This is a genomic window from Klebsiella sp. C283, from assembly GCF_048822555.1.
GTDB classification, from domain to species: Bacteria; Pseudomonadota; Gammaproteobacteria; order Enterobacterales; family Enterobacteriaceae; genus Klebsiella; species Klebsiella quasipneumoniae.
Map to the genome: position 1 here is coordinate 154,873 of NZ_JBMEZS010000003.1, position 19,003 is coordinate 173,875.

23 protein-coding genes and 2 pseudogenes are annotated in these 19,003 nt (G+C 59.5%); 13 read left to right on the forward strand and 12 right to left on the reverse strand.

The features are described 5' to 3' along the window. Nucleotides 1-60 precede the first annotated feature (60 nt). Both ACOI7Z_RS06455 and ACOI7Z_RS06460 read right to left on the reverse strand, forming a co-directional pair. Nucleotides 61-492: a phage tail protein gene (locus tag ACOI7Z_RS06455; protein WP_065882964.1), complete on the reverse strand. Its 432-nt coding sequence runs from the start codon at nucleotides 490-492 to the stop codon at nucleotides 61-63. 385 nt (nucleotides 493-877) lie between these two features. Further along, nucleotides 878-1,144, reverse strand: coding sequence for a hypothetical protein (locus ACOI7Z_RS06460; protein WP_064158355.1), 267 nt, complete (start codon nucleotides 1,142-1,144; stop codon nucleotides 878-880). A 156-nt stretch (nucleotides 1,145-1,300) separates the two neighbouring features. Between ACOI7Z_RS06460 and ACOI7Z_RS06465 the strand changes: the two are divergent. Both ACOI7Z_RS06465 and ACOI7Z_RS06470 read left to right on the forward strand, forming a co-directional pair. Further along, nucleotides 1,301-1,489: pseudogene (locus ACOI7Z_RS06465) on the forward strand (hypothetical protein); the annotation flags it as partial. A 199-nt stretch (nucleotides 1,490-1,688) separates the two neighbouring features. Beyond that, the gene (locus ACOI7Z_RS06470; protein WP_023289245.1) at nucleotides 1,689-1,928 is read left to right on the forward strand and encodes a DUF333 domain-containing protein; all 240 of its coding nucleotides are present in this window, start codon (nucleotides 1,689-1,691) and stop codon (nucleotides 1,926-1,928) included. Here the strand turns inward: ACOI7Z_RS06470 and ACOI7Z_RS06475 are convergent. Next, entirely contained in the window at nucleotides 1,918-2,256 is a 339-nt protein-coding gene (locus tag ACOI7Z_RS06475) for a DUF488 domain-containing protein (RefSeq protein ID WP_072096655.1), read from the reverse strand. The two genes, ACOI7Z_RS06470 and ACOI7Z_RS06475, sit on opposite strands and share 11 nt — an antisense overlap. Nucleotides 2,257-2,260: 4 nt before the next feature. Then, entirely contained in the window at nucleotides 2,261-2,770 is a 510-nt protein-coding gene (locus ACOI7Z_RS06480; RefSeq protein ID WP_087849428.1) for a DUF523 domain-containing protein, read from the reverse strand. 145 nt (nucleotides 2,771-2,915) lie between these two features. Here ACOI7Z_RS06480 and ACOI7Z_RS06485 point away from each other — a divergent pair, with 145 nt between their 5' ends. Further along, a complete protein-coding gene (locus tag ACOI7Z_RS06485) occupies nucleotides 2,916-3,608 on the forward strand; it encodes a CTP synthase (RefSeq protein ID WP_086076173.1) in 693 nt (230 codons plus the stop codon). Nucleotides 3,609-3,639: 31 nt separating this feature from the next. Here ACOI7Z_RS06485 and ACOI7Z_RS06490 read toward each other — a convergent pair whose 3' ends face one another. Further along, entirely contained in the window at nucleotides 3,640-4,815 is a 1,176-nt protein-coding gene (locus ACOI7Z_RS06490; protein WP_072096660.1) for a CynX/NimT family MFS transporter, read from the reverse strand. A 107-nt stretch (nucleotides 4,816-4,922) separates the two neighbouring features. On the opposite strand from ACOI7Z_RS06490, the gene ACOI7Z_RS06495 reads away from it, so the two are divergent. Continuing rightward, complete coding sequence (locus ACOI7Z_RS06495) at nucleotides 4,923-5,717, forward strand: AraC family transcriptional regulator (protein WP_072096654.1); 795 nt, start codon at nucleotides 4,923-4,925, stop codon at nucleotides 5,715-5,717. On the opposite strand, the gene ACOI7Z_RS06500 is transcribed toward ACOI7Z_RS06495, so the two are convergent. The 3 genes and pseudogenes from ACOI7Z_RS06500 to ACOI7Z_RS06510 form a co-directional block, all read right to left on the reverse strand. Further along, the gene (locus ACOI7Z_RS06500; RefSeq protein ID WP_004203746.1) at nucleotides 5,701-6,147 is read right to left on the reverse strand and encodes a DUF441 domain-containing protein; all 447 of its coding nucleotides are present in this window, start codon (nucleotides 6,145-6,147) and stop codon (nucleotides 5,701-5,703) included. The two genes, ACOI7Z_RS06495 and ACOI7Z_RS06500, sit on opposite strands and share 17 nt — an antisense overlap. 117 nt (nucleotides 6,148-6,264) lie before the next feature. Further along, nucleotides 6,265-6,765 carry a YbaK/prolyl-tRNA synthetase associated domain-containing protein gene (locus ACOI7Z_RS06505; protein WP_023289251.1) on the reverse strand — a complete coding sequence of 167 codons (501 nt, stop codon included), beginning with the start codon at nucleotides 6,763-6,765 and terminating at the stop codon, nucleotides 6,265-6,267. Nucleotides 6,766-6,860: 95 nt separating this feature from the next. Continuing rightward, nucleotides 6,861-7,017: pseudogene (locus ACOI7Z_RS06510) on the reverse strand (hypothetical protein). Here ACOI7Z_RS06510 and ACOI7Z_RS06515 point away from each other — a divergent pair. Beyond that, nucleotides 7,012-8,148 (forward strand): glycosyltransferase family 9 protein, encoded by a 1,137-nt coding sequence (locus tag ACOI7Z_RS06515; RefSeq protein WP_072096653.1) that lies wholly within the window; start codon nucleotides 7,012-7,014, stop codon nucleotides 8,146-8,148. The pseudogene ACOI7Z_RS06510 and the gene ACOI7Z_RS06515 overlap by 6 nt on opposite strands. 161 nt (nucleotides 8,149-8,309) lie before the next feature. Here ACOI7Z_RS06515 and ACOI7Z_RS06520 read toward each other — a convergent pair whose 3' ends face one another. Then, entirely contained in the window at nucleotides 8,310-8,552 is a 243-nt protein-coding gene (locus ACOI7Z_RS06520; RefSeq protein WP_004203750.1) for a DinI family protein, read from the reverse strand. Nucleotides 8,553-8,822: 270 nt separating this feature from the next. Here ACOI7Z_RS06520 and ACOI7Z_RS06525 point away from each other — a divergent pair, with 270 nt between their 5' ends. After that, the gene (locus tag ACOI7Z_RS06525) at nucleotides 8,823-9,242 is read left to right on the forward strand and encodes a translesion error-prone DNA polymerase V autoproteolytic subunit (RefSeq protein WP_032452491.1); all 420 of its coding nucleotides are present in this window, start codon (nucleotides 8,823-8,825) and stop codon (nucleotides 9,240-9,242) included. A 2-nt stretch (nucleotides 9,243-9,244) separates the two neighbouring features. Continuing rightward, nucleotides 9,245-10,510 carry a Y-family DNA polymerase gene (locus tag ACOI7Z_RS06530; RefSeq protein ID WP_087848713.1) on the forward strand — a complete coding sequence of 422 codons (1,266 nt, stop codon included), beginning with the start codon at nucleotides 9,245-9,247 and terminating at the stop codon, nucleotides 10,508-10,510. A gap of 6 nt (nucleotides 10,511-10,516) precedes the next feature. Here ACOI7Z_RS06530 and ACOI7Z_RS06535 read toward each other — a convergent pair whose 3' ends face one another. Continuing rightward, nucleotides 10,517-11,422, reverse strand: a complete 906-nt coding sequence (locus tag ACOI7Z_RS06535; RefSeq protein WP_065882969.1) for a LysR family transcriptional regulator — start codon at nucleotides 11,420-11,422, stop codon at nucleotides 10,517-10,519. 166 nt (nucleotides 11,423-11,588) lie between these two features. On the opposite strand from ACOI7Z_RS06535, the gene ACOI7Z_RS06540 reads away from it, so the two are divergent. After that, nucleotides 11,589-12,338, forward strand: coding sequence for an SDR family oxidoreductase (locus ACOI7Z_RS06540; protein ID WP_087848714.1), 750 nt, complete (start codon nucleotides 11,589-11,591; stop codon nucleotides 12,336-12,338). Nucleotides 12,339-12,428: 90 nt separating this feature from the next. On the opposite strand, the gene ACOI7Z_RS06545 is transcribed toward ACOI7Z_RS06540, so the two are convergent. Then, complete coding sequence (locus ACOI7Z_RS06545; RefSeq protein ID WP_170927809.1) at nucleotides 12,429-13,016, reverse strand: ester cyclase; 588 nt, start codon at nucleotides 13,014-13,016, stop codon at nucleotides 12,429-12,431. Next, nucleotides 13,013-14,122 (reverse strand): alkene reductase, encoded by a 1,110-nt coding sequence (locus ACOI7Z_RS06550; RefSeq protein WP_032452495.1) that lies wholly within the window; start codon nucleotides 14,120-14,122, stop codon nucleotides 13,013-13,015. Before ACOI7Z_RS06550 ends, ACOI7Z_RS06545 begins: the two co-directional genes overlap by 4 nt. A 100-nt stretch (nucleotides 14,123-14,222) precedes the next feature. On the opposite strand from ACOI7Z_RS06550, the gene ACOI7Z_RS06555 reads away from it, so the two are divergent. The 5 genes from ACOI7Z_RS06555 (at nucleotide 14,223) to glnH (ending at nucleotide 19,001) form a co-directional block, all read left to right on the forward strand. Then, the gene (locus ACOI7Z_RS06555) at nucleotides 14,223-15,131 is read left to right on the forward strand and encodes a LysR family transcriptional regulator (RefSeq protein WP_087848715.1); all 909 of its coding nucleotides are present in this window, start codon (nucleotides 14,223-14,225) and stop codon (nucleotides 15,129-15,131) included. 124 nt (nucleotides 15,132-15,255) lie between these two features. Next, a complete protein-coding gene (locus tag ACOI7Z_RS06560) occupies nucleotides 15,256-16,113 on the forward strand; it encodes a MurR/RpiR family transcriptional regulator (RefSeq protein ID WP_064154862.1) in 858 nt (285 codons plus the stop codon). Nucleotides 16,114-16,241: 128 nt separating this feature from the next. Next, nucleotides 16,242-17,570 (forward strand): aspartate aminotransferase family protein, encoded by a 1,329-nt coding sequence (locus tag ACOI7Z_RS06565; RefSeq protein WP_087848716.1) that lies wholly within the window; start codon nucleotides 16,242-16,244, stop codon nucleotides 17,568-17,570. Further along, nucleotides 17,567-18,121 (forward strand): carboxymuconolactone decarboxylase family protein, encoded by a 555-nt coding sequence (locus tag ACOI7Z_RS06570; protein ID WP_023289262.1) that lies wholly within the window; start codon nucleotides 17,567-17,569, stop codon nucleotides 18,119-18,121. The genes ACOI7Z_RS06565 and ACOI7Z_RS06570 overlap by 4 nt, the downstream gene beginning before the upstream one ends. A 127-nt stretch (nucleotides 18,122-18,248) precedes the next feature. After that, the gene (gene glnH / locus ACOI7Z_RS06575; RefSeq protein WP_086076168.1) at nucleotides 18,249-19,001 is read left to right on the forward strand and encodes a glutamine ABC transporter substrate-binding protein GlnH; all 753 of its coding nucleotides are present in this window, start codon (nucleotides 18,249-18,251) and stop codon (nucleotides 18,999-19,001) included. Nucleotides 19,002-19,003: the final 2 nt, after the last annotated feature.

Genomic DNA, 19,003 nt, shown 5'->3' on the forward strand with positions numbered 1-19,003 from the left:
AATTGGTCACCGCCCTTTAGAATGGTGATCAAGTATAGATAAGTGTAATTCTTCTTTATCTCATAGAGTTGGCATCATTTTACTCACCGATAAATTTTGCAGCCGCTCCCTGATATCCTCATCAACCCGCTGCAACGAGAGTGTGAACTCAATTTTTTTCGCCTTACCATAGCGATCGAACTCCTGATACGTCTCCTGCAAACCCGTGATTACATACATCCCGTAAATAGAGCCAATCCCATCAATTATCGGCCATGCCAGCCCGGTATATGCCATCGTCGAGACGGCACCCAGCGACAGGTTGCCGCCGGTAATTTCAGGGTTCAGCAACCCACCCAGCGTCAGCTGGTTCTCACCTACGCCAACGTACTGCCATTTTGCGCTCTGGCCCACACGGTCATTTTTAAAGTGCCGCCAGTGACGGGACAGCTGCAATTGCTGATAGGGCAGTGTCCTGAGTTCAAATACAAAAAGTCCGAACATCATCATCATAGCTATAACTCCTGTTAATCATGGTCCCGGAACGAACCCCGGGCAGCGCGTTGCTGTTTGTTAATTGCTGCGCGGACCGCTTCGCCAACAAGACGTGCCAGTTCGCGCGGATTGCTGCTCTGAGTGCCATGCAGATGAACATGAATATCACCGGAAAAACTACCACCTGAAGTCGCAGCCGCCATGTGGGTGCTTTGATTTCGGCGAACTGGTTGCCATGCCTGCGTCTGTTTTATCAATGGTTCGCCAGCGGCAATAACCGGGCGAGCGCTGACAGACTGGCGGACAAGCTTCGACTCCTGCCATTCACCACGTACTGCAAGGGCTGGAGGGAGATTTTTAAATACAATGTCACCCGGCCCGATACGTTTGCGCTTTTCCTCATCTAAAAGGCCTTTGGTGTTATCCGCGATTTGGCCCAGCCGCCGCTCTGTTCCAGTGTTGCCCCGAGCACATTGGGCGGCGGGGCGCTGCCTTTACTTGCAGGTTTTTTAGATGACCATTGCCACTCCCTTTTAACCATGCGCCCGGATTTTTCATCCCATTCCCACATAACCGGAATAGCCCTGAGTCTGGCCGCTTCCAGCCAGGCTCTTTCAATGCCATTGGGAATGAGATCGAGCTTCTCCAGTAACCAGCCGACGCCTTCCATTAACTTCTGAAGCGGCCAAAGCAGTACGCTAAGTGCGGTCCCCAGGACCTCGCCAAAGGTCTGCCCGGCGCTGGCGCATTTGTTTAGCGCCTCGTGACTCTCCTCTGTGGGCCTTTATACTTTTTTAAACCAGTTCCAGACGTTTTTGACTCTATCCTGCATCTGACCGTGTCTGGCTTTAAGCCTGAAATTGATATTCAGGATTGGATCATTGCAAGAGCGGAATATGTGATCGGTGATAACGGATTTATCACGAAAATGGAGCTTGAGGCTAAAATAGGCGACTGGATTGAAGAGGGGGCTATCCTTGTCAATGTGGTCGATATGTGGACACTTTTGAAATAAATCCTTTTATTTCAATTTATCAAATCCCAAAAAAAAGCCCCGTCGGGGGCGACGGGGAAAAACTCATTGATTATGGAATGATCTGTTCTCTGGTCAGTTCGAGAACAAGGGTTAATCTACGGGGGAAAAGTGCAGGCAAGATGGAGAAAACGTGGAGATTCAGGCTAAAATCCCGGGGAATTGAAGAAAGGGAGAAAAGATGAAAAAGTTACTGGCTATTTTGCCCCTGGCGCTGGCCGGCTGCGCCCAGCCGCAGCCCACCGCGCCGACGAAAACCATCGGCATGGCCAATCCCGCGTCGGTCTACTGCCAGCAATCCGGCGGCACCCGGGTGCCGGTGCAAACGCCGCAGGGCGTCAGCACCCAGTGCAAGCTGCCCAGCGGCGAAACCCTCGATGAGTGGGCGCTATGGCGCCGGGACCATCCGGCTAAATCGTAACCGGCAGGGCCGCCAGCCAGGCGGCCAGCACCCGGGCATGATTCTGCTCGGTGTTCTTCGCGGCGTACAGCAGCGTCAGCGGCTGGCGCTGCGCCAGCGCCGCCAGCCGCAGGCCCGTTTCGCGATGGGCGTCGAGCTCCTGACGATAGCGCTGGCTGAAGTGGTCGAAATCGATCGCCTCGCCGTGAAAGGCTTTCCGCAGCTCAGCGGACGGCGTTAACTCTTTACACCACTCATCACAGGCCAGCGCCTCTTTTTTAATCCCCCGCGGCCAGAGACGGTCGACCAGCACCCGATAGCCGTCGCTGCTTTCCTGTGGATCGTACACCCGTTTACATTGAATCATCATCCTGCTCCCTCTGTGCCATCCAGGCGAGCAACTGCGGGATCTGCCCGTCGGAAAATACCGTGATGCCGTGAGCGCGCAGCAGGTCGGCGGCCACGCCGGCGCCCACTTTGCGCCGCCCGCGAAAGGAACCGTCATAGATAAACTGACTGCCGCAGGTGGGGCTGCCGTCGGTGAGTAATGCCGCCTGACATCCCGCTTCCCGGGCGGCGCTAAGCGCCAGCCAGGCGGCCAGCTGATAATGTCCCGTGACGTCGCGGCCGTCGCTTTCCACGATCCGCGCCCGTCCGGCAAGCACATCGCCGCCGGCGCCGCCGAGGATCTCCGCCGGCAGGCGGGGCGTCGGCAGACCGGCCGCCAGCTCCGGGCAGTGGATCACCAGACGATCCGCCTGCTGCCAGCGGGACAGGGTCGCCGCCAGCTGCGCTTTCTCGCTACCGTTATATCGCACCTGGAATCCCATCAGGCAGGCGCTGACCAAAAGCTTACTTTTCATCCTCTCTCCCTTTTGCGCTTGATCCAGTATACCTCACCCGCCGGCCACGGCGGGGGGGTGAAAATAAGGATTGTGTTCCGCGGAGGGGATCGCTATCCTGACGTGCCTTGTGCTGCTCGTCTCGTCCAGACATAAGGAACCTGCTATGAAAACCCCTTTACGCCTCGCCCTCGTCGGCGATTATCACCCCGATATTGTTGCCCATCAGGCCATTCCCCTGGCGATAGACGATGCTGCCGCCGTGCTGGAGCAGCCGGTGAAATATGACTGGCTCGCCACCCCGTCGATCGCCTCCGGCGACGCGCTGGCGGAGTACGATGCCGTCTGGGTCGTTCCCGGCAGCCCGTATCGTCACCCGGAAGGTGCGTTTGTCGCTATCCGCTATGCCCGTGAAAACAGCATTCCTTTCCTCGGTACCTGCGGCGGCTTTCAGCATGCGGTGATTGAATACGCCCGTAACGTGCTCGGCTGGCAGGACGCCGGTCATGCGGAAACCGACAGCGAAGGGCGGATGGTGATCGCTCCCCTCAACTGCTCGCTGGTGGAGACTACTGCCGTCGTCGAGCTGCGGGCTAATACGCTGATTGCCCGCGCCTATGGTCGGGAGAGCATTGAAGAGGGCTACCACTGCCGCTACGGGGTGGACAGCGCGTTTGCCGCGGAGCTGGAGCAGGGCGATCTGCGCGTCACCGGCTGGGATGAAGAGGGCGAGATCCGCGCCGTCGAGCTGGTGACGCACCCGTTTTTTGTCGCCACCTTGTTTCAACATGAACGTCATGCGCTGGACGGGCGTCCTGCGCCGCTGGTGCAGGCGTTGCTGCGCGCCGCGGCACAATAACCCTACCGGCAGCGGGCGCTGCCGGTCATTTTCAGGGATGAATCTCCCGGTCGCGCCCGGCGAGGGCGCCGCAGACCGCCATCACCAGCGAAATCAGCGCCACCGCCAGCAGCGGAATATGCCAGTCGCCATTGGCATCGTGGATCCTACCCATCAGCGGCGGTCCGCAGGCGGCCAGCAGATAGCCGACGCTCTGCGCCATCCCCGACAGCGCCGCGGCCTGGTGCGCCGAGCTGGCGCGCAGGCCGATAAACGTCAGGCCGAGGATCATCGTGGCCCCGGAGCCAAAGCCGAACAGCAGCGTCCAGCCGATGGCCAGCCCTGGCAGCAGCCACAGCCCGGCGGCGCTGATGGCGCACATCAGGGCGACCAGCACCGCGATCCCACGCTGGTCGCGCAGCCGATGCAGGATCAACGGTATCGCCAAACCGGGCGCGGCGGTCGCCAGCTGCAGCAGGCCATGCAGCGAGCCGGCCTGCGCTTCGCTATAGCCCATACTCTGCAGAATCGACGGCAGCCAGCCGATAATCACGTAATAGACCAGCGAGTTGATGCCGAGGAACAGCGTTACCTGCCAGGCCAGCGCCGACCGCCAGATCCCCCGGTTATGCATGGCGCCTGAGCCGGTCAGCGGCGCCTCCGCTTGACGCCGGGACTGCGGCAGCCAGCTGACGAGCGCCAGTAGCGGGAAGATCATCAGCAGCAGCAGCGCCCCGCGCCAGCCGAATCCGGCCATCGCCACGGGGACCACCAGCGCCGAGCCAAGCGCCGCCGCGCCGCCCATCGTCAGGGAATAGGCGCCGGTCATCCGGGCGACATGCTGCGAGAAATCCCGTTTAATCAGCCCGGGCAGCAGCACGTTACCCAGCGCAATGCCGCAGCCGATCACCGCCGTGCCGATAAACAGCCATGCAGCGGAGGGCAGGGAGCGCAGGGCAATGCCGGCGCAGATCAGCAGCATCGCCAGCAGCAGGCTGCGCTCCATGCCGAACCGGCGGGCAACCCCAGCCGCCAGCGGCGAGACAAGGCCAAAGGCCAGCAGCGGCAGGGTGGTGAGCAGCCCGGTCTGCGCGGTGGTCAGGCCATAGTCGCTACGAATCGCGTCCAGCAGCGGCGCCGCGCCGGTAAAGACCACGCGCAGGGTGGTGGCGATGAGCAGGATACCGGCAATCAGCAGCGCGGGGCGGCGGCCGGTGGAGGAGATCACAGAAGACATATCATTCTCAAGGTAACTAACGAGGGGGGTTACGATAGCGACTTTGCCCCCTGTTTAAATCAAGCTAAAATGACAGATTATCGCTAATATCGGACAACATGATGATTGGACTGGGTCTGGATGGTTATGAACCGGACAGTGGCCACGAATCGGCTATTGCCTTTCGTATTCGGGTGGTGGAGGCGGAGCAGTATATTCCGGCGCATTCCCACCGTAAGGGGCAGCTGATCCTCGCCCTGCACGGCGCCTTGACCTGCGAGGTGGAGAACGCGATGTGGATGGTGCCGCCGCAGTATGCGGTGTGGGTCCCGGGGCAGCTTTCCCACAGTAACCGCGCCACCCCCGGCGCCCAGGTGTGCTTCCTGTTCATCGAGCCGGGCGCCGCGCCGATGCCGGACCGCTGCTGTACGTTAAAGATTTCCCCGCTGGTGCGTGAGCTGATCCTCACCCTGGCGGAACGCGGCGGCGAGTCGCTGGCCGCCCCCGCCACGGCCCGGCTGGTGCAGGTGCTGTTTGATGAGCTGCCCCGGCAGCCGCAGGAGCACCTGCAACTGCCGGTATCGAACCACCCGAAAATTCGCCAGATGGTGACGATGATGGCCGAGGATCCGGCGCGCTGGCAGACCCTGAGCCAGTGGGCGGCGGAGTTCGCGATGAGCGAGCGCAATCTGGCGCGGCTGGTGGTGCGTGAAACGGGGCTGAGCTTTCGCCGCTGGCGCCATCAGCTGCAGCTGATCCTTGCGCTGCAGCAGCTGATCCGCGGGCAGACGGTGCAGCAGACGGCCCAGGCGCTGGGCTACGATTCCACCACCGCCTTCATCACCATGTTTAAGAAAGGGCTCGGACAGACGCCGGGCCGCTATCACGGCAGCCTGGCTACGACTTCCCAATAAACAATGAGATGATCCCGGCGGCAATCAGCGGCCCGACCGGGACGCCGCGAAACAGGGCGACGCCGAGCACCGTACCGACCAGCAGTCCGGCCACCAGATGCGGCTGGGAGCCCATCAGCGAGACGCCGCGCCCGCCGAGCCACGAAACAAACACCCCGACCGCAATCGCCAGCAGTGATTTCCAGTTCATAAAGGAGTGGATCAGGGTCGACGGCGGCAGCGTGCCGCTGGCGATGGGCGCCATCACGCCGATAGTCAGAATGATGATCCCGACGGTCAGTCCCTGTTTCTCAATCCAGGGAAAGAAGGCGTTCAGCGGCGTGACGCGCACGATAATCAGCACGAGGATGGAGATCGCTACGGTGGTGTTATGGCTGATAAAGCCGAGCGCCGCCAGACCCAGCAGGATCAACAGGGTGGTATCAAACATGTACAGAGGTCCTTGCCAAAAAAAGAAAGCCAAAAAATATCCCGCTTACTCTACGCATCATGGCGTGAATAAACAGGATTTTTGCGCCATGCGGCGGAAATCAGGGCCGATGCCCGGTTAGCTAAGACGGCGAAAGGTCGCGATCTCCGGCCGGGCGATATGTAAATAGTCTTCGGTATCGAGAATGATCGACCGGTCCAGGCGCCCGGCGTTAAAGGCGATTTGTGGAAAGCGCTCAAACAGCAGCGGGTCGGCCACCAGGCGCAGCGCCGGATGGAAGCTGAAGGGGGGAATGGCGCCGAACACGCAGGCGGTGAGCGCCTCCACTTCCGCCGGGCTGGCCAGCGAGGCTTTGCTGCCGCCGATATGCCGGGCCAGGCTGGCGAGGTCGGCCTGCTGATCGGCGGCGAGGATCGCCAGCACATGCTGGTTGACGCCGTTTCCTTTTACTTTACAGACTAACGCTTTCGCGCCCTGGCCAAGCGCGGTGCCGCGGATCGCCGAGACGGCTTCGCACTGGCCGACCGCGTCGTGCGCCATCACCCGGTAGCGCGCCTGGTGTTCGTCGAGCAGCGCGCACAGTCGCTGGTGGATATTACCTTCTACTGCTTCAAGCATAGCGTCCTCCTGACAGCATAAAGCAGCCAGCTTAGCGCTGTTGCGCCGGCCTGCCAACGGTGGGCCGGGAAATTCACTATTCACTCATTATTGCTTCACAGTGCTGTGTTGCAATCCCGCAGGGCTGGATGAGTTTTGTAAATAAAAAAAAGAATGATTTTCATTTTCAATCGAACTTTTTTTATTTCGCTCAGTCTTTATCGGACGACACAGAATATTAATGATTGCCGTAATGAGGTTAGGATGATGCACGATGCAACCATGCAGGGTTCCCCACGCAAGAAGTTTAATAAAATAAGGGAGCTCAACAGACGGCGAAATTACTTTACTAAGAAAGTACGTAATGCCCTGCGGGTGGGAGTGGCGAAAGCGCTCTGGGATCGCCGACGCCGTCAGCCGGTGGATTTGTCGTCCGCGAAAACCGTCTTACTCATGCGCAATGAGGGGGCGGTCGGCGATGTGGTAGTGGATTCCGCGCTGGTGAAATGCCTGCATCAGTCAGGCTATATCGTTGATTTCCTGCTGACGACCTCTAATAGCCAGGTGATGCGTTATAACCCGCGGATCCGCCATATTTATGAAGCTGACCCGGTCACGTCCGCCGATTTTTTGCGAAAATTTAATCATAACGTTCCCCGCGACGTTATTAATGAACTGGCTAATAATAAGTACGATATTATTATTGACCCTTCGCTGTTCGATATTCCCGTGCATCGTCTACGGCTTTTCCGACAAATAAAAGCGAAATCGGTGCTCGGGTTTAATAAATGGCCGTCGATTAAGCACTACTCCCACTCATTTGATTTTGACTGCCAGCGCTGGCACGTGACGAAAACGTTCGAGTTGATCGCCGACTATCTCAAACTGGACACCTGCGGGCTGGATGCTTACGACCTGGCGATCCCCGGGCCGATTATGCAGGAGGTGGCGCAGTATCTGGCGTCGCTGAGCGGAAAAGCGGTAGTGATTAATATTTTTGCCGGCCATGCCGACCGGAGTCTCTCCCAGACGCAGCTGGCCGAACTCCTCGACAAGCTGCTGGCTCGCCATCCGGGGATCGCGGTGATTCTGCTCGATCACCGGCGCGAGATCCGCATCCCGCTGCCGCCGGAGGTGGTGGTTAATCCATTTAACACGTTGCACCATGCGATGGCGCTGATTGCCCAGGCGGAGCTGATTATCTCCCCGGACACCTCGGTGGTGCACATGGCGGCGGCGTGGAACAAACCGCTGATCGCGGTCTACAAGGACGTTCTGCTCAACAACCGTCTGTGGGCGCCGGGCTATGACAACGCCAGGCAGGTTATCGTTAAATGCGGGAAGGTGCATCAGCATCGCGAGCTGGTGGATCGGATAATGGCGGCGCTGCCGGAGACGCTGTGAGGCGATGAGGGGAGGCTCACCTGCTGGCCGTATGCAAGAGCCAGCAGGTGAGCGAAGGTTGCATTGCCAGTCTGCAACCGCCGCTATTGTACTGTTGCCCGTGGCTCTGCCACATCCGGGAAAGCTCTTAAAGAGGGGGGCGCCGCCAACGACGGGCGGCATCACTCTTCAGTGAGCCACATATCCGCTTCTTCAAACATCTCCTGCACCGTGCGGCTGATCAGCTCTTTTTCATGCTTGCTGGCGTCGGTGTTGATCGCCGGGAGCGTCATCATCGGCTTCACCCGCACTTCCGCCTCCGGAAAAATGCGCTGCATGCGTTTGGTCAGCTCGTTAAGAATGGTCTCTCTGGCGCCCGGCAGCCCGGCAAAATTGCGCTTGTCATAAATCAGTTCCACAAACATCTTCTGTCCTCTGTATGCTGATCGCGGGCGATAGTTTTACTGTATTAATGTACAGTGTCAAGCGATTGCCGCGGCGCTGCGCATCCGCCACCTCGCGCGGGAGACGGGCTGCGCGCAAAAGCAGCAAACGGTTCGCCACCGACGACGGTGACCTTCAGTGACATCAAGGAGTTATTTCAGTGCTGGCGATTGATAGCTGGAGCCGATATTGACCGGCAAAACCGGCAAAACTACTGTATATATATTCAGTATTATATGGTGGGTTGAAAAATGAACTTTTACACGCCGGTTGAGCTACGTCAGATTGTCTCCTTTCCCTTTTTTGCCGACCTGGTGCAGTGCGGCTTTCCCAGCCCGGCTCAGGACTATGTCGAGAAGCGAATCGACCTCAACGAGCTGCTGGTGCAGCATCCCAGCGCGACCTATTTTGTCAAAGCCGCTGGCGACAGCATGATCGACGCCGGCATTGACGAAGGCGATCTGCTGGTGGTGGACAGCGCGCGCAAAGCGGAGCATGGCGATATCGTGATTGCCGCCGTCGGCGGCGAGTTTACCGTAAAAAAGCTGCAGCTTTTGCCGCGGGTGCAGCTTAACCCGATGAACCCGGCCTATTCGCCCATCGTGGTCGGCCGCGAGGAGACGCTCGATATTTTCGGCGTGGTGACCTACATCATCAAGGCGGCGGGCTGATCATGTTCGCGCACTGTGATGTGAACGCCTTCTATGCGAGCTGCCAGACCGCCTTCCGGCCAGACCTGAAGGGGCGGCCGGTAGTGGTGCTGTCGAACAACGATGGCTGCGTGATCGCCCGCTCGGCGGAGGCGAAGCCGTTTGTGAAAATGGGCGAACCCTACTTTAAGCAGAAGGCGGCGTTTCTTCGCCACGGCGTCGTGGCGTTCAGCAGCAACTATGAGCTGTACGCCGACATGTCCAGCCGGGTGATGTCCACCCTGGAAGAGCTCGCCCCGCGCTGCGAAATTTACAGTATCGATGAAGCCTTTTGCGATGTCAGCGGCGTGCGCCACTGCAGAGATCTGACTGACTTTGGCCGGGAAATCCGCGCCACGGTGCAGCAGCGCACCCATCTGACGTTGGGCGTCGGGATCGCCCCGACCAAAACCCTGGCGAAGCTGGCCAACCACGCGGCGAAACAGTGGCAGCGGCAGACGGGCGGGGTAGTGGATTTATCTTGCCCGCAGCGGCAGCGAAAGCTGATGGCGCTGCTGCCGGTGAGTGAGGTCTGGGGCATCGGGCGGCGGATCGGCAAAAAGCTCGAGGCGATGGGGATCGGCACGGTACTCCAGCTGGCGGAGAGCGATATCCGCTTTATCCGCAAGCACTTCACGGTGGTGCTCGAGCGAACGGTACGGGAGCTGCGCGGCGAGCCTTGCCTGGCGCTGGAGGAGTTTGCCCCCGCGAAGCAGGAAATTATCTGCAGCCGCTCGTTCGGGGATCGCATTACGGCCTATGAGGATATGCGCCAGGCGATCTGCAGCTATGCCGCGCGGGCAGCAGAAAAGCTGCGCGGTGAGCATCAGTACTGCCGGTTTGTCTCCACCTTTGTCAAAACCAGCCCCTTCGCGCTGAATGAACCCTATTACGGCAACAGCGCCTCGCTGAAGCTGCTGACGCCGACGCAGGATTCCCGGGATATTATCGTCGCGGCGACAAGCTGCCTGGACGCCATCTGGAAAGCGGGGCACCGCTATCAGAAGGCCGGGGTGATGCTCGGCGATTTCTACTGCCAGGGCGTCGCCCAGCTGAACCTGTTCGACGAGCTTGCCCCGCGGCAGAACAGCGCCAGGCTGATGCAGGTGCTCGACCAGCTGAATGCGAAAAACGGCAGGGGGGCGCTCTATTTTGCCGGCCAGGGGATCCAGCAGCAGTGGCAGATGAAGCGAGAGATGCTATCGCCGCGCTACACCACGCGATACGACGACCTGCTCCGCGTCAGATAACGCGCGCTATCCCTGCACCGCGTCCGGAAAAACCGCCGCCAGCCAGTCAATAAAGACGCGGAGCCGGGGCGGGACGTGCCGGTGCCGGGCATAGACGACGTGAAAGGGATAGGGGGCCGGGCGCCAGGCGCTGAGGATCTCCACCAGTTTGCCGCTTGCCAGCGCCGGTCTTAGCGAATAGGTAAAGGTCTGCACAATGCCTAAGCCCGCCTCGACGGCGGCAATATGCGCGTTGCTCTCATTGATGCCGAGATGGGGCTCTGTCTTGAGCTCGGTACTGACGCCGTGACGCGTAAAGCGAAACGGAAACGCTCTGCCGCTGGCCGGCGACAGGTAGCTGATGAGCCGGTGGCCATGGTTCAGTTCATCCGGCGAGGCGGGCGTACCGTAGCGCTGAAGATAGCCCGGGGTGGCGCAGGTGACCAGCGTCGCCTCGCCGATTTTACGGGCGATCAGCGTCGAGTCTTCCATCGGCCCGCCGCGGATGGCGCAGTCAATATTGCCGCTGATGAGGTCCGCGGGTTTATCGGCCACCTGCAAATCAATATGGATATCCGGCCAGGAGGTCATAAAGTCCGCCAGCATCGGGATCAGCACATCGCGCGCGGTCGACCCGCCGATGGCGATCCGCAGATGGCCCTTCGGCTTATTGTGGGCGGTATTGAAGGAGGCGTCGATCTCTTCCAGGTCTTCCAGCAGGCAGCGAGCTTTTTCATAGTACTCCCGTCCTTCCGGCGTTACGGTAATACGCCGGGTGGTGCGCTGCAGGAGGGAAACCCCCAGGTGCGCTTCCAGTTGCTTGATGGTTTTGCTGAGCGTGGCGTTGGGCATATCCAGCGAGTCCGCGGCGCGGGTAAAGCTGCCGGCTTCGACAACGCGGGTGAAGGCTTTGAGGGCTGAAAACCGGTCCATTATGGGCGTGATCCTGGTTATTGGACGTCATTATCCACGGAGGGGAAAAGTGTTTTTCAGATTAGGCCATTTTTCCGCCTCTCTGAGGCGATTACAGTGCTTTCCATACCCGGCGGGGCGCTTTCGCGAGCCTGGCCTGTTTATACTCTAACCAAGGAAATGCACCATGAGCAAAAAACTTGCGGATAAAGTGGCGTTAGTGACCGGCGGCAGCACCGGGATTGGCCTGGCGTCGGCGAAAGCGCTGGCGGAGCAGGGCGCGAAGGTGTATATCACCGGCCGCCGACAGGAGGAGCTGGATGCGGCGGTAAGATTCATCGGGCCCGCCGCCCGCGGGATCCGCGCCGACGCCGCCGTGTTAAGCGACCTTGACGCGGTATTTGCGACGATTGCCGACGAGTCCGGCCGCCTGGATGTGCTGTTCGCCAATGCTGGCGGCGGGGATATGCTGCCGCTCAGCGCCATCACCGAAGCGCACGTCGAGCGGATTTTCGCCACCAACGTGCGCGGGGTGGTGTTCACCGTGCAGAAAGCGCTGCCGCTGCTCACCGACGGCGCCTCGGTGATTTTGACCGGCTCTACGGCGGCGGTCAAAGGGACGGCTAACTTCAGCATCTATAGCGCCAGTAAAGCTGCGGTACGCAGCCTGGCGCGCTCCTGGGCGCTGGAGATGAACGACCGCGGGATCCGCATCAATGTCGTCAGCCCGGGGCCGGTGCGTACCCCGGGTCTGGGAGGACTGGTGGCGGAGGCGGACCGTCAGGGCCTGTTCGATGCTCTGGCCGCCAGCGTACCGCTCGGACGGCTGGGCGAGCCGGAGGAGATTGGTCGGACGGTGGTGTTTTTAGCGTCGAATGAGTCGAGCTTTATTAACGCCGCAGAGATCTATGTCGACGGTGGAATGGCGCAAATTTAAGCACAGTCTGTCGCCAGGCGAGCCGCCCTGGCGGAGACCGGGGCGGCTCGTGGTTTTGCCGATCGCTTACTCATCGTCCGGGTGGGCAGCTTATTGCGCGCCCAGCTGTTTCATCAGCGTCAGGTTATCTTCAATATGCCAGTTGGCGGTAATTTTACCACCGCTGATCTGATAGATATCGGTGGCGATAAAATCGATATTTTGTCCCTTCCCCTGCCGGGTGCCGAAGGTCCCGGTAAAGTGGCCATGAAAATGTAAGTGTGAGACCACCCGGTCACCGGCCACGATCATTTGTTCGACATCACAGCGTAAATCCGGCACCGCCTGGCGAAACGCTCTGGAGGCGAGGATCGCTCCTTCCGGCCCCTGTCGGCGCCCTTCCGGGGGCGTTTTATCGATAAAGTTCTCCGCCAGTGCCGCCCGGGCCAGCGCGTCATCGCCGGTATTCCAGAACGTGGCGTATTGCCTGGCGACATATTCATTGGCGGCGCGTGTGGCAGCGGGAAGGCTGCCGTCAGCGATGAGTTGTGCCGGCTTCAGCAGTGCGTACGCGGAGCCGGACATTCCGGCAAGCAGCAGCGCGGTGGCGCAGCGACGGCGCGTGAGGCCGCGCCTGGCCAGCGTGCGGGCAACAGCGACACCACGCCCGGCAGGTAACATTTTGTCGATCAATTTCACTCTTTATGCTCCGTATAGAAGGGATAGTCGGTATAGCCCGCCGCCGTTCCGCCAAACAGCGTGCCGGGATCGCTGACGGTCGCCAGCGGCCAGCGGTGCTGAAGCCGCTGCGGCAGGTCGGGATTGGCAATAAACGGCCGGCCGAAAGCCACCAGGTCGGCGAGACCGGCGCCAAGAATACGCTCCGCCTTCTGCTGATCGTAATTGCCGGCCACGATCAGCGTACCGCTGAAGGTTGCGCGCAGCGTGTCGCGGAAGTGCCGGGGAACGGCTGGCGCATCGTCCCAGTCCGCCTCCGCCAGATGGATAAAGGCGATACCCTGCTGTTCGCACCAGGCCGCCAGGGCAAGGATGGCGTCGATCACCTGCGGATCGTTCATCCCGCGCTGGGTAATGAAGGGGGAAAGGCGGATGCCCGTCCGCTCGCGGCCGATAGCGTCGCCGATGGCGGTCAGCACCTCCTGGGCAAAACGGATCCGGTTGTTCAGGCTACCGCCGTACTCATCGGTGCGCTGGTTGGCGGTACGCCGCAGGAACTGGTCGATCAGATAGCCATTGCCGCCGTGCACCTCCACGCCGTCAAACCCCGCCGCGATCGCATTGCGCGCCGCCTGGCGGTAATCGGCGACAATACGCTGGATATCCGACCGGGAGAGCGCCCGCGGCGGTGGGCAGTCCACCATCTGGCCCCGGCCCTGCTCATCCACCACCCAGACCTGGGCGTCCGGCGCCAGCGCCGAGGGGGCCACGGGTTGACCATCCGCATGAAAACGGGCGTGCGACATGCGTCCCACGTGCCAGAGCTGAGAAAAAATAACGCCGCCGGCCTGGTGTACGGCCCGGGTCGTCAACTGCCAGCCGGCAATCTGGTCTGCGGAATGCAGGCCGGGCGTCCAGGAGTACCCCTGTCCCTCAGGAGAGATTTGCGTCGCTTCCGTGACGATCAACCCCGCGCTGGCGCGCTGGCGGTAATACTCCGCCATCAGCGCGGAGGGGATATTTCCCGGCTGCAGGGCGCGCGCCCGGGTCATGGGGGCCATGACGATGCGGTTTTTCAGCGGCAGCGTACCGATGCGATGACGATCAAAAAGTGAGAGCGTGTTCATAATGGTGTCCCTTGCGAGTGGAATGGAAATCACTTTACAGTCGGGATCTGATTTTGATAATTAGACGAAAAACAGATTCACTTTTCGGGAAATGCGAAAAATGGGCAAACTGGAAGATATGGCGCTGCTGGTGGCCGTCGCCGAGGCGGGGGGACTCTCCGCCGCCGGCAGACGGTTGTCGCTCTCGCCGGCCACCATGACGGCCCGCCTGAAGGCGATGGAAGAGCGTTATCAGACCCGCCTGTTCCATCGTTCCACGCGGGCTATCACTCTGACCAACGCGGGGGAAGATTTTTATCATGCCGCGCGGCGCGTGCTGGAGGAGGCGCGCCACGCCGAGTCGTTGCTGACGCAAAAAGAGGGGGTCCTGAGCGGCGATATTCGCCTTTCCGCCCCCTCCGACTTTGGCCGACAATACCTTAGCCCGGCCATCGTCGACTTTACCCGCCGTCACCCGGAAGTGACCTTTTCCGTCTACTTAGGCGAGCGCGTGGAGGATCTGGTCGCCAACCGGCTGGATATGAGCATTCGCGTCGGTAACCTGCCGGACAGTAGCCTGGCCATCCGCCACATTCGTCCTAACCATCGGGTGCTGGTGGCCTCGACGGATTACCTTGCCGCCCGTGGAACGCCTGCTTCGCCCGAGGCGCTGCATCATCATCGCTGCCTGGCGCTGGAGCGGCACGGCGTGGTGATGAACGAGTGGCGCTTTGAGGACGCGGGAAAAGAGCAGGTCATCCGGGTGACGCCGGCGATGGTCTGCGACGATGGGGCACTGCTGCGGCAGTGGGCGCTCAGCGGGGCGGGGATCGCCGGTAAATCATGGTGGGATGTGAAGAGGGATGTCGAGGAGGGGCGGCTTCAGGTGCTGTTTGCCGACCGCTTCACCGGTTTCAGTCGGTTAGACCGCAAGGAGGTTGGGCTGCAGTTTGTCTTTCCCCAGCGAAAGCTGCAGCCCCCTCAGGTATCGGCGTTTATGGCGTTTTTTATCGACTGGCTGGAGAGATGACGGGCACGGCGGTTAGTCATGCTCAGAACCGCAAAGGATGGCCCCCGGGTGTTATGCCAGCCTATAGAGTCTTGATCTCAAATATGATTAGATAGCTTTCACTTAAAACCAGTCAGTGGCTGCCATGAATCTCAGGGAAAAAATCATTAATGAATTCGGCGGGTTGTCGCCCGAGCTGCAACGCGCCGCCGAGTTCTCACTGCAAAATGCCAGTCAGCTGGTGGTGTTATCCATGCGCGCCTTCGCGGCGGAAGCCGGGGTAAAACCGGCAACGCTGCTGCGTCTGGCGCAGCGGCTGGGCTACCGCGGCTGGAGCGAGCTAAAAAGCGATTTCATTGACGACCTGGGGCTGCGCAATGATACATACGTATCAAAAGCGGAAAAAATGATGGCCCGCGGGACGCAAACGCAGCTGTATAAAGAGGTATTTCAGGCGCATCAGGCGAACCTGACCTTTACGCAAAACGAAAATGCCCAGCAGATGGAGCAGGCGGTGACCTTGCTCGATAGCGCGGAGAATGTCTATATCTGCGGATTCCGCGCCAGCTTTCCGATCGCGTGGTCGCTATTTTATGTCTATCGACTGTTCAACCGCCAGGTATCGTTAATCGATGGCCTGGCCAGCAATATCGAAGTCTTTACCCGCGAACTGACCGCCCGGGACTGCGTCTTACTCACCAGCTTTGCGCCCTATTCACGCGAATCACTGGATGTTTTACGGGCAGCCCGGCAGGCCGGGGCGAAGATCCTCGCCATTACCGACTCGCCGGTTTCCCCCTTAGCGCAGGCGGCAGACTGCACGCTGCTGTTCTCCATCGACAGTCCGTCATTTTTTCCTTCCGTGGTCTCCGGCATGGGGCTGGCGGAGTGTCTGCTGGCGATGCTGGTGGTGCGCCACGGCCGGGAGGCGGTGAGTAAAATTGAAAGTGCCGAACGCTATCTCATTGAGTCTGGCGCCTACGTGATCCCCGGTAAGTCCTGATAAATGATTCAAATGTATCAGTTATAAGTATAATGGATGCATTTATATCTTTAATTCGTTGACGTGATCCAAATGGATCCTGCAAGATACGCTCAATTAATGTAGCGGATTCAGGAGCAGAACCCAGTATGAGTCATGTCATTCACCGCAGCCTGCGTAGCACGCCGATGGTGGCCTCACGTGCGCAAGGGGCCTATATCTTTGATGCCCAGGGAAAACCGTATCTTGATGCCTGTGGCGGGGCGGCGGTTTCCTGCCTCGGACACGCGCATCCTGATGTGCTGGCGGCGATGCACCGCCAGATCGATCGGCTGGCCTATGCGCATACCAGCTTTTTCACCAGCGATGCCGTCGAGCAGCTTGCCGAACATCTCACCCGCACGGCGCCCGGCGAGCTTAACTACGCCTACTTTGTCTCGGGCGGTTCTGAGGCGGTAGAGACGGCGCTGAAGATGGCGCGGCAGTACTTTGTGGAGATCGGCCAGCCATCGCGCACCCGCTTTATCGCCCGTCAACAGAGCTATCATGGCAATACGCTGGGCGCGCTGGCGGTGGGCGGTAACGAATGGCGCCGTCGCCAGTTTGCCCCCTTATTAATGGATGTTATCCGCGTCTCCGCCTGCAATGAGTACCGCGATCGCCGGGCTGACGAGACCCAGCAACAGTATACCGAACGTCTGCTCAATGAGCTGGAGCAAGCCATCCTTGAGGCCGGCCCGGAAACGATCATCGGTTTCTGTGCGGAAACCGTGGTGGGAGCGACGACGGGAGCCACGCCGCCGACGCCGGGCTATCTGCAAGGGGTCCGCCGCCTGTGCGACAAATACGGCATCCTGTACATCGCGGATGAGGTGATGTGCGGTATGGGGCGGACCGGGACGCTGCATGCGTTTGAACAGGACGACGTGGTGCCCGATTTAGTGACCATCGCCAAGGGACTCGGCGGAGGCTATCAGCCGATTGGGGCGGTACTGGCGAGTGAGACCATCGTCTCCGCGCTGAAGGCGGGCAGCGGGTTGTTCCAGCACGGTCACACTTACATTTGTCATGCCACCGCCGCGTCGGCAGCCCTGGCGGTGCAGCAGGTGATCGCGCGCGATAATTTACTGGACGCCGTCAAACAGCAGGGCGCCTATCTGCACAAGGCGCTGCGCGAGGTGCTGGGGGAGTTACCCCATGTCGGTGATACGCGCGGACGCGGCCTGTTTGCGGGGGTCGAACTGGTGCGCGATAAAGACGACAAAACGCCATTCGATCCTGCCCTGAAGCTGCACGCTGCGATCAAAGCAAACTGTATGGCGCGTGGACTGATGGTCTATCCCATGGGCGGCACGATCGATGGCCAGTCTGGCGACCACATCCTGATTGCACCGCCGTTTATCATCACCCCAGCGCAGCTCGATTTTGTGGTCGATACCCTGGACTGTGTGATCCGCGAAGAGACGGGGAAATTATGATCAATCGTTTACCGCCCCTGGCGGAACAGGAATGGGACGATCGGCAGCGTCAGTTAGCGGAAGAGATCATCAACGGACCGCGCGGCGCCTTACTGCCGCCTTTTGAGCCGCTGCTGCGTAGTCCCGAGCTGATGGCCCATGCCCAGCGTATGGGGGAGTACCTGCGCTATCGCAGCGCGCTGGGCCAGCGTCTTTCTGAACTGGCGATTTTGCTGACCGCGCGGCACTGGTCGCAGCCGGTAGAGTGGGCGATCCATGCGCCGATAGCCCGCGAGAAAGGGATCTCTGCCGCGGCGGTGCAGGCGATTAAGGAAAGGCGCCGGCCCGCGGATCTGCGGCCCGATGAGCAGGCGATCTATGACTTCTGTCAGCAGCTGCATCAACAGCAAAAGGTCAGCGATGAGACCTGGCAACAAGCCATTGAGTTATGGGGCGAGAAGGGCGTGGTGGATCTGATTGGAATAAACGGTTATTACAGTTTTCTCTCCATGGTGATGAACAGCGCGCAAACGCCAGTACCGGATACCTCTGACTCTCTGTTTTCTGAATAAGTTATCGATTTTATTCGGGCGCATAAAACTGCGCCCGGCATATCAGCTCTTATTATTAATTCTTCCGGCGAGATATTTCGCAGGATGACGTTCGTTGTAGGCTATTTCACTGACGCTGAGGGTAATTATGAGTGGATTATTTAAGAAATTAAAGCTGACGCTGGCATTAGTTATTTGTTCAGTCAGTTTTGTGACAGCAGCAGAAGATAAAATAACGGTGGGTGTCGATACTGCCTTTGTTCCATTTGAATTTAAACAAGGCGATAAATATGTCGGCTTTGATATCGATCTGTGGGACGCGATTGCGAAGAAAATGCATATCAGCTACGAATTAAGGCCGATGGATTTCGGCGGCCTGATCCCCGGTCTGCAGTCGCGTAATCTGGATGTGGCGATGGCGGGAATAACGATTACCGATGCGCGCAAGCAGGTCGTAGACTTCAGCGAAGGATATTATAATGCCGACCTGCTCATGGCCGTGAAAAGTACCGACAACTCCATTGTTAAATTCAGCGATTTGACCGGGAAAAAAGTCGGCCTTAAGCAGGGGACGGCGGCAGCCAGCTTTATGAAAAGCAAATATAAAGCGAATTATATCGAGTTCCCGAATATCGATAACGCCTACCTTGACCTGCAGGCCGGTAATCTCGATGCCGTGGTTCATGATTCACCGAATGTCCTTTACTACGTGAAGACGGCGGGTAACGGCAAGGTCAAATCCACAGGTGAGACGGACAGCATTCTGCCACAGCAGTATGGCTTTGCGATGCAGAAAAACAGCAGCCTGACGCCAAAAGTCAACCAGGCCCTGCAGGCCCTGCGCGCCGATGGCACCTACGACAAGATTTACGTAAAGTGGTTTGCTAAACAGCCGAAATAACC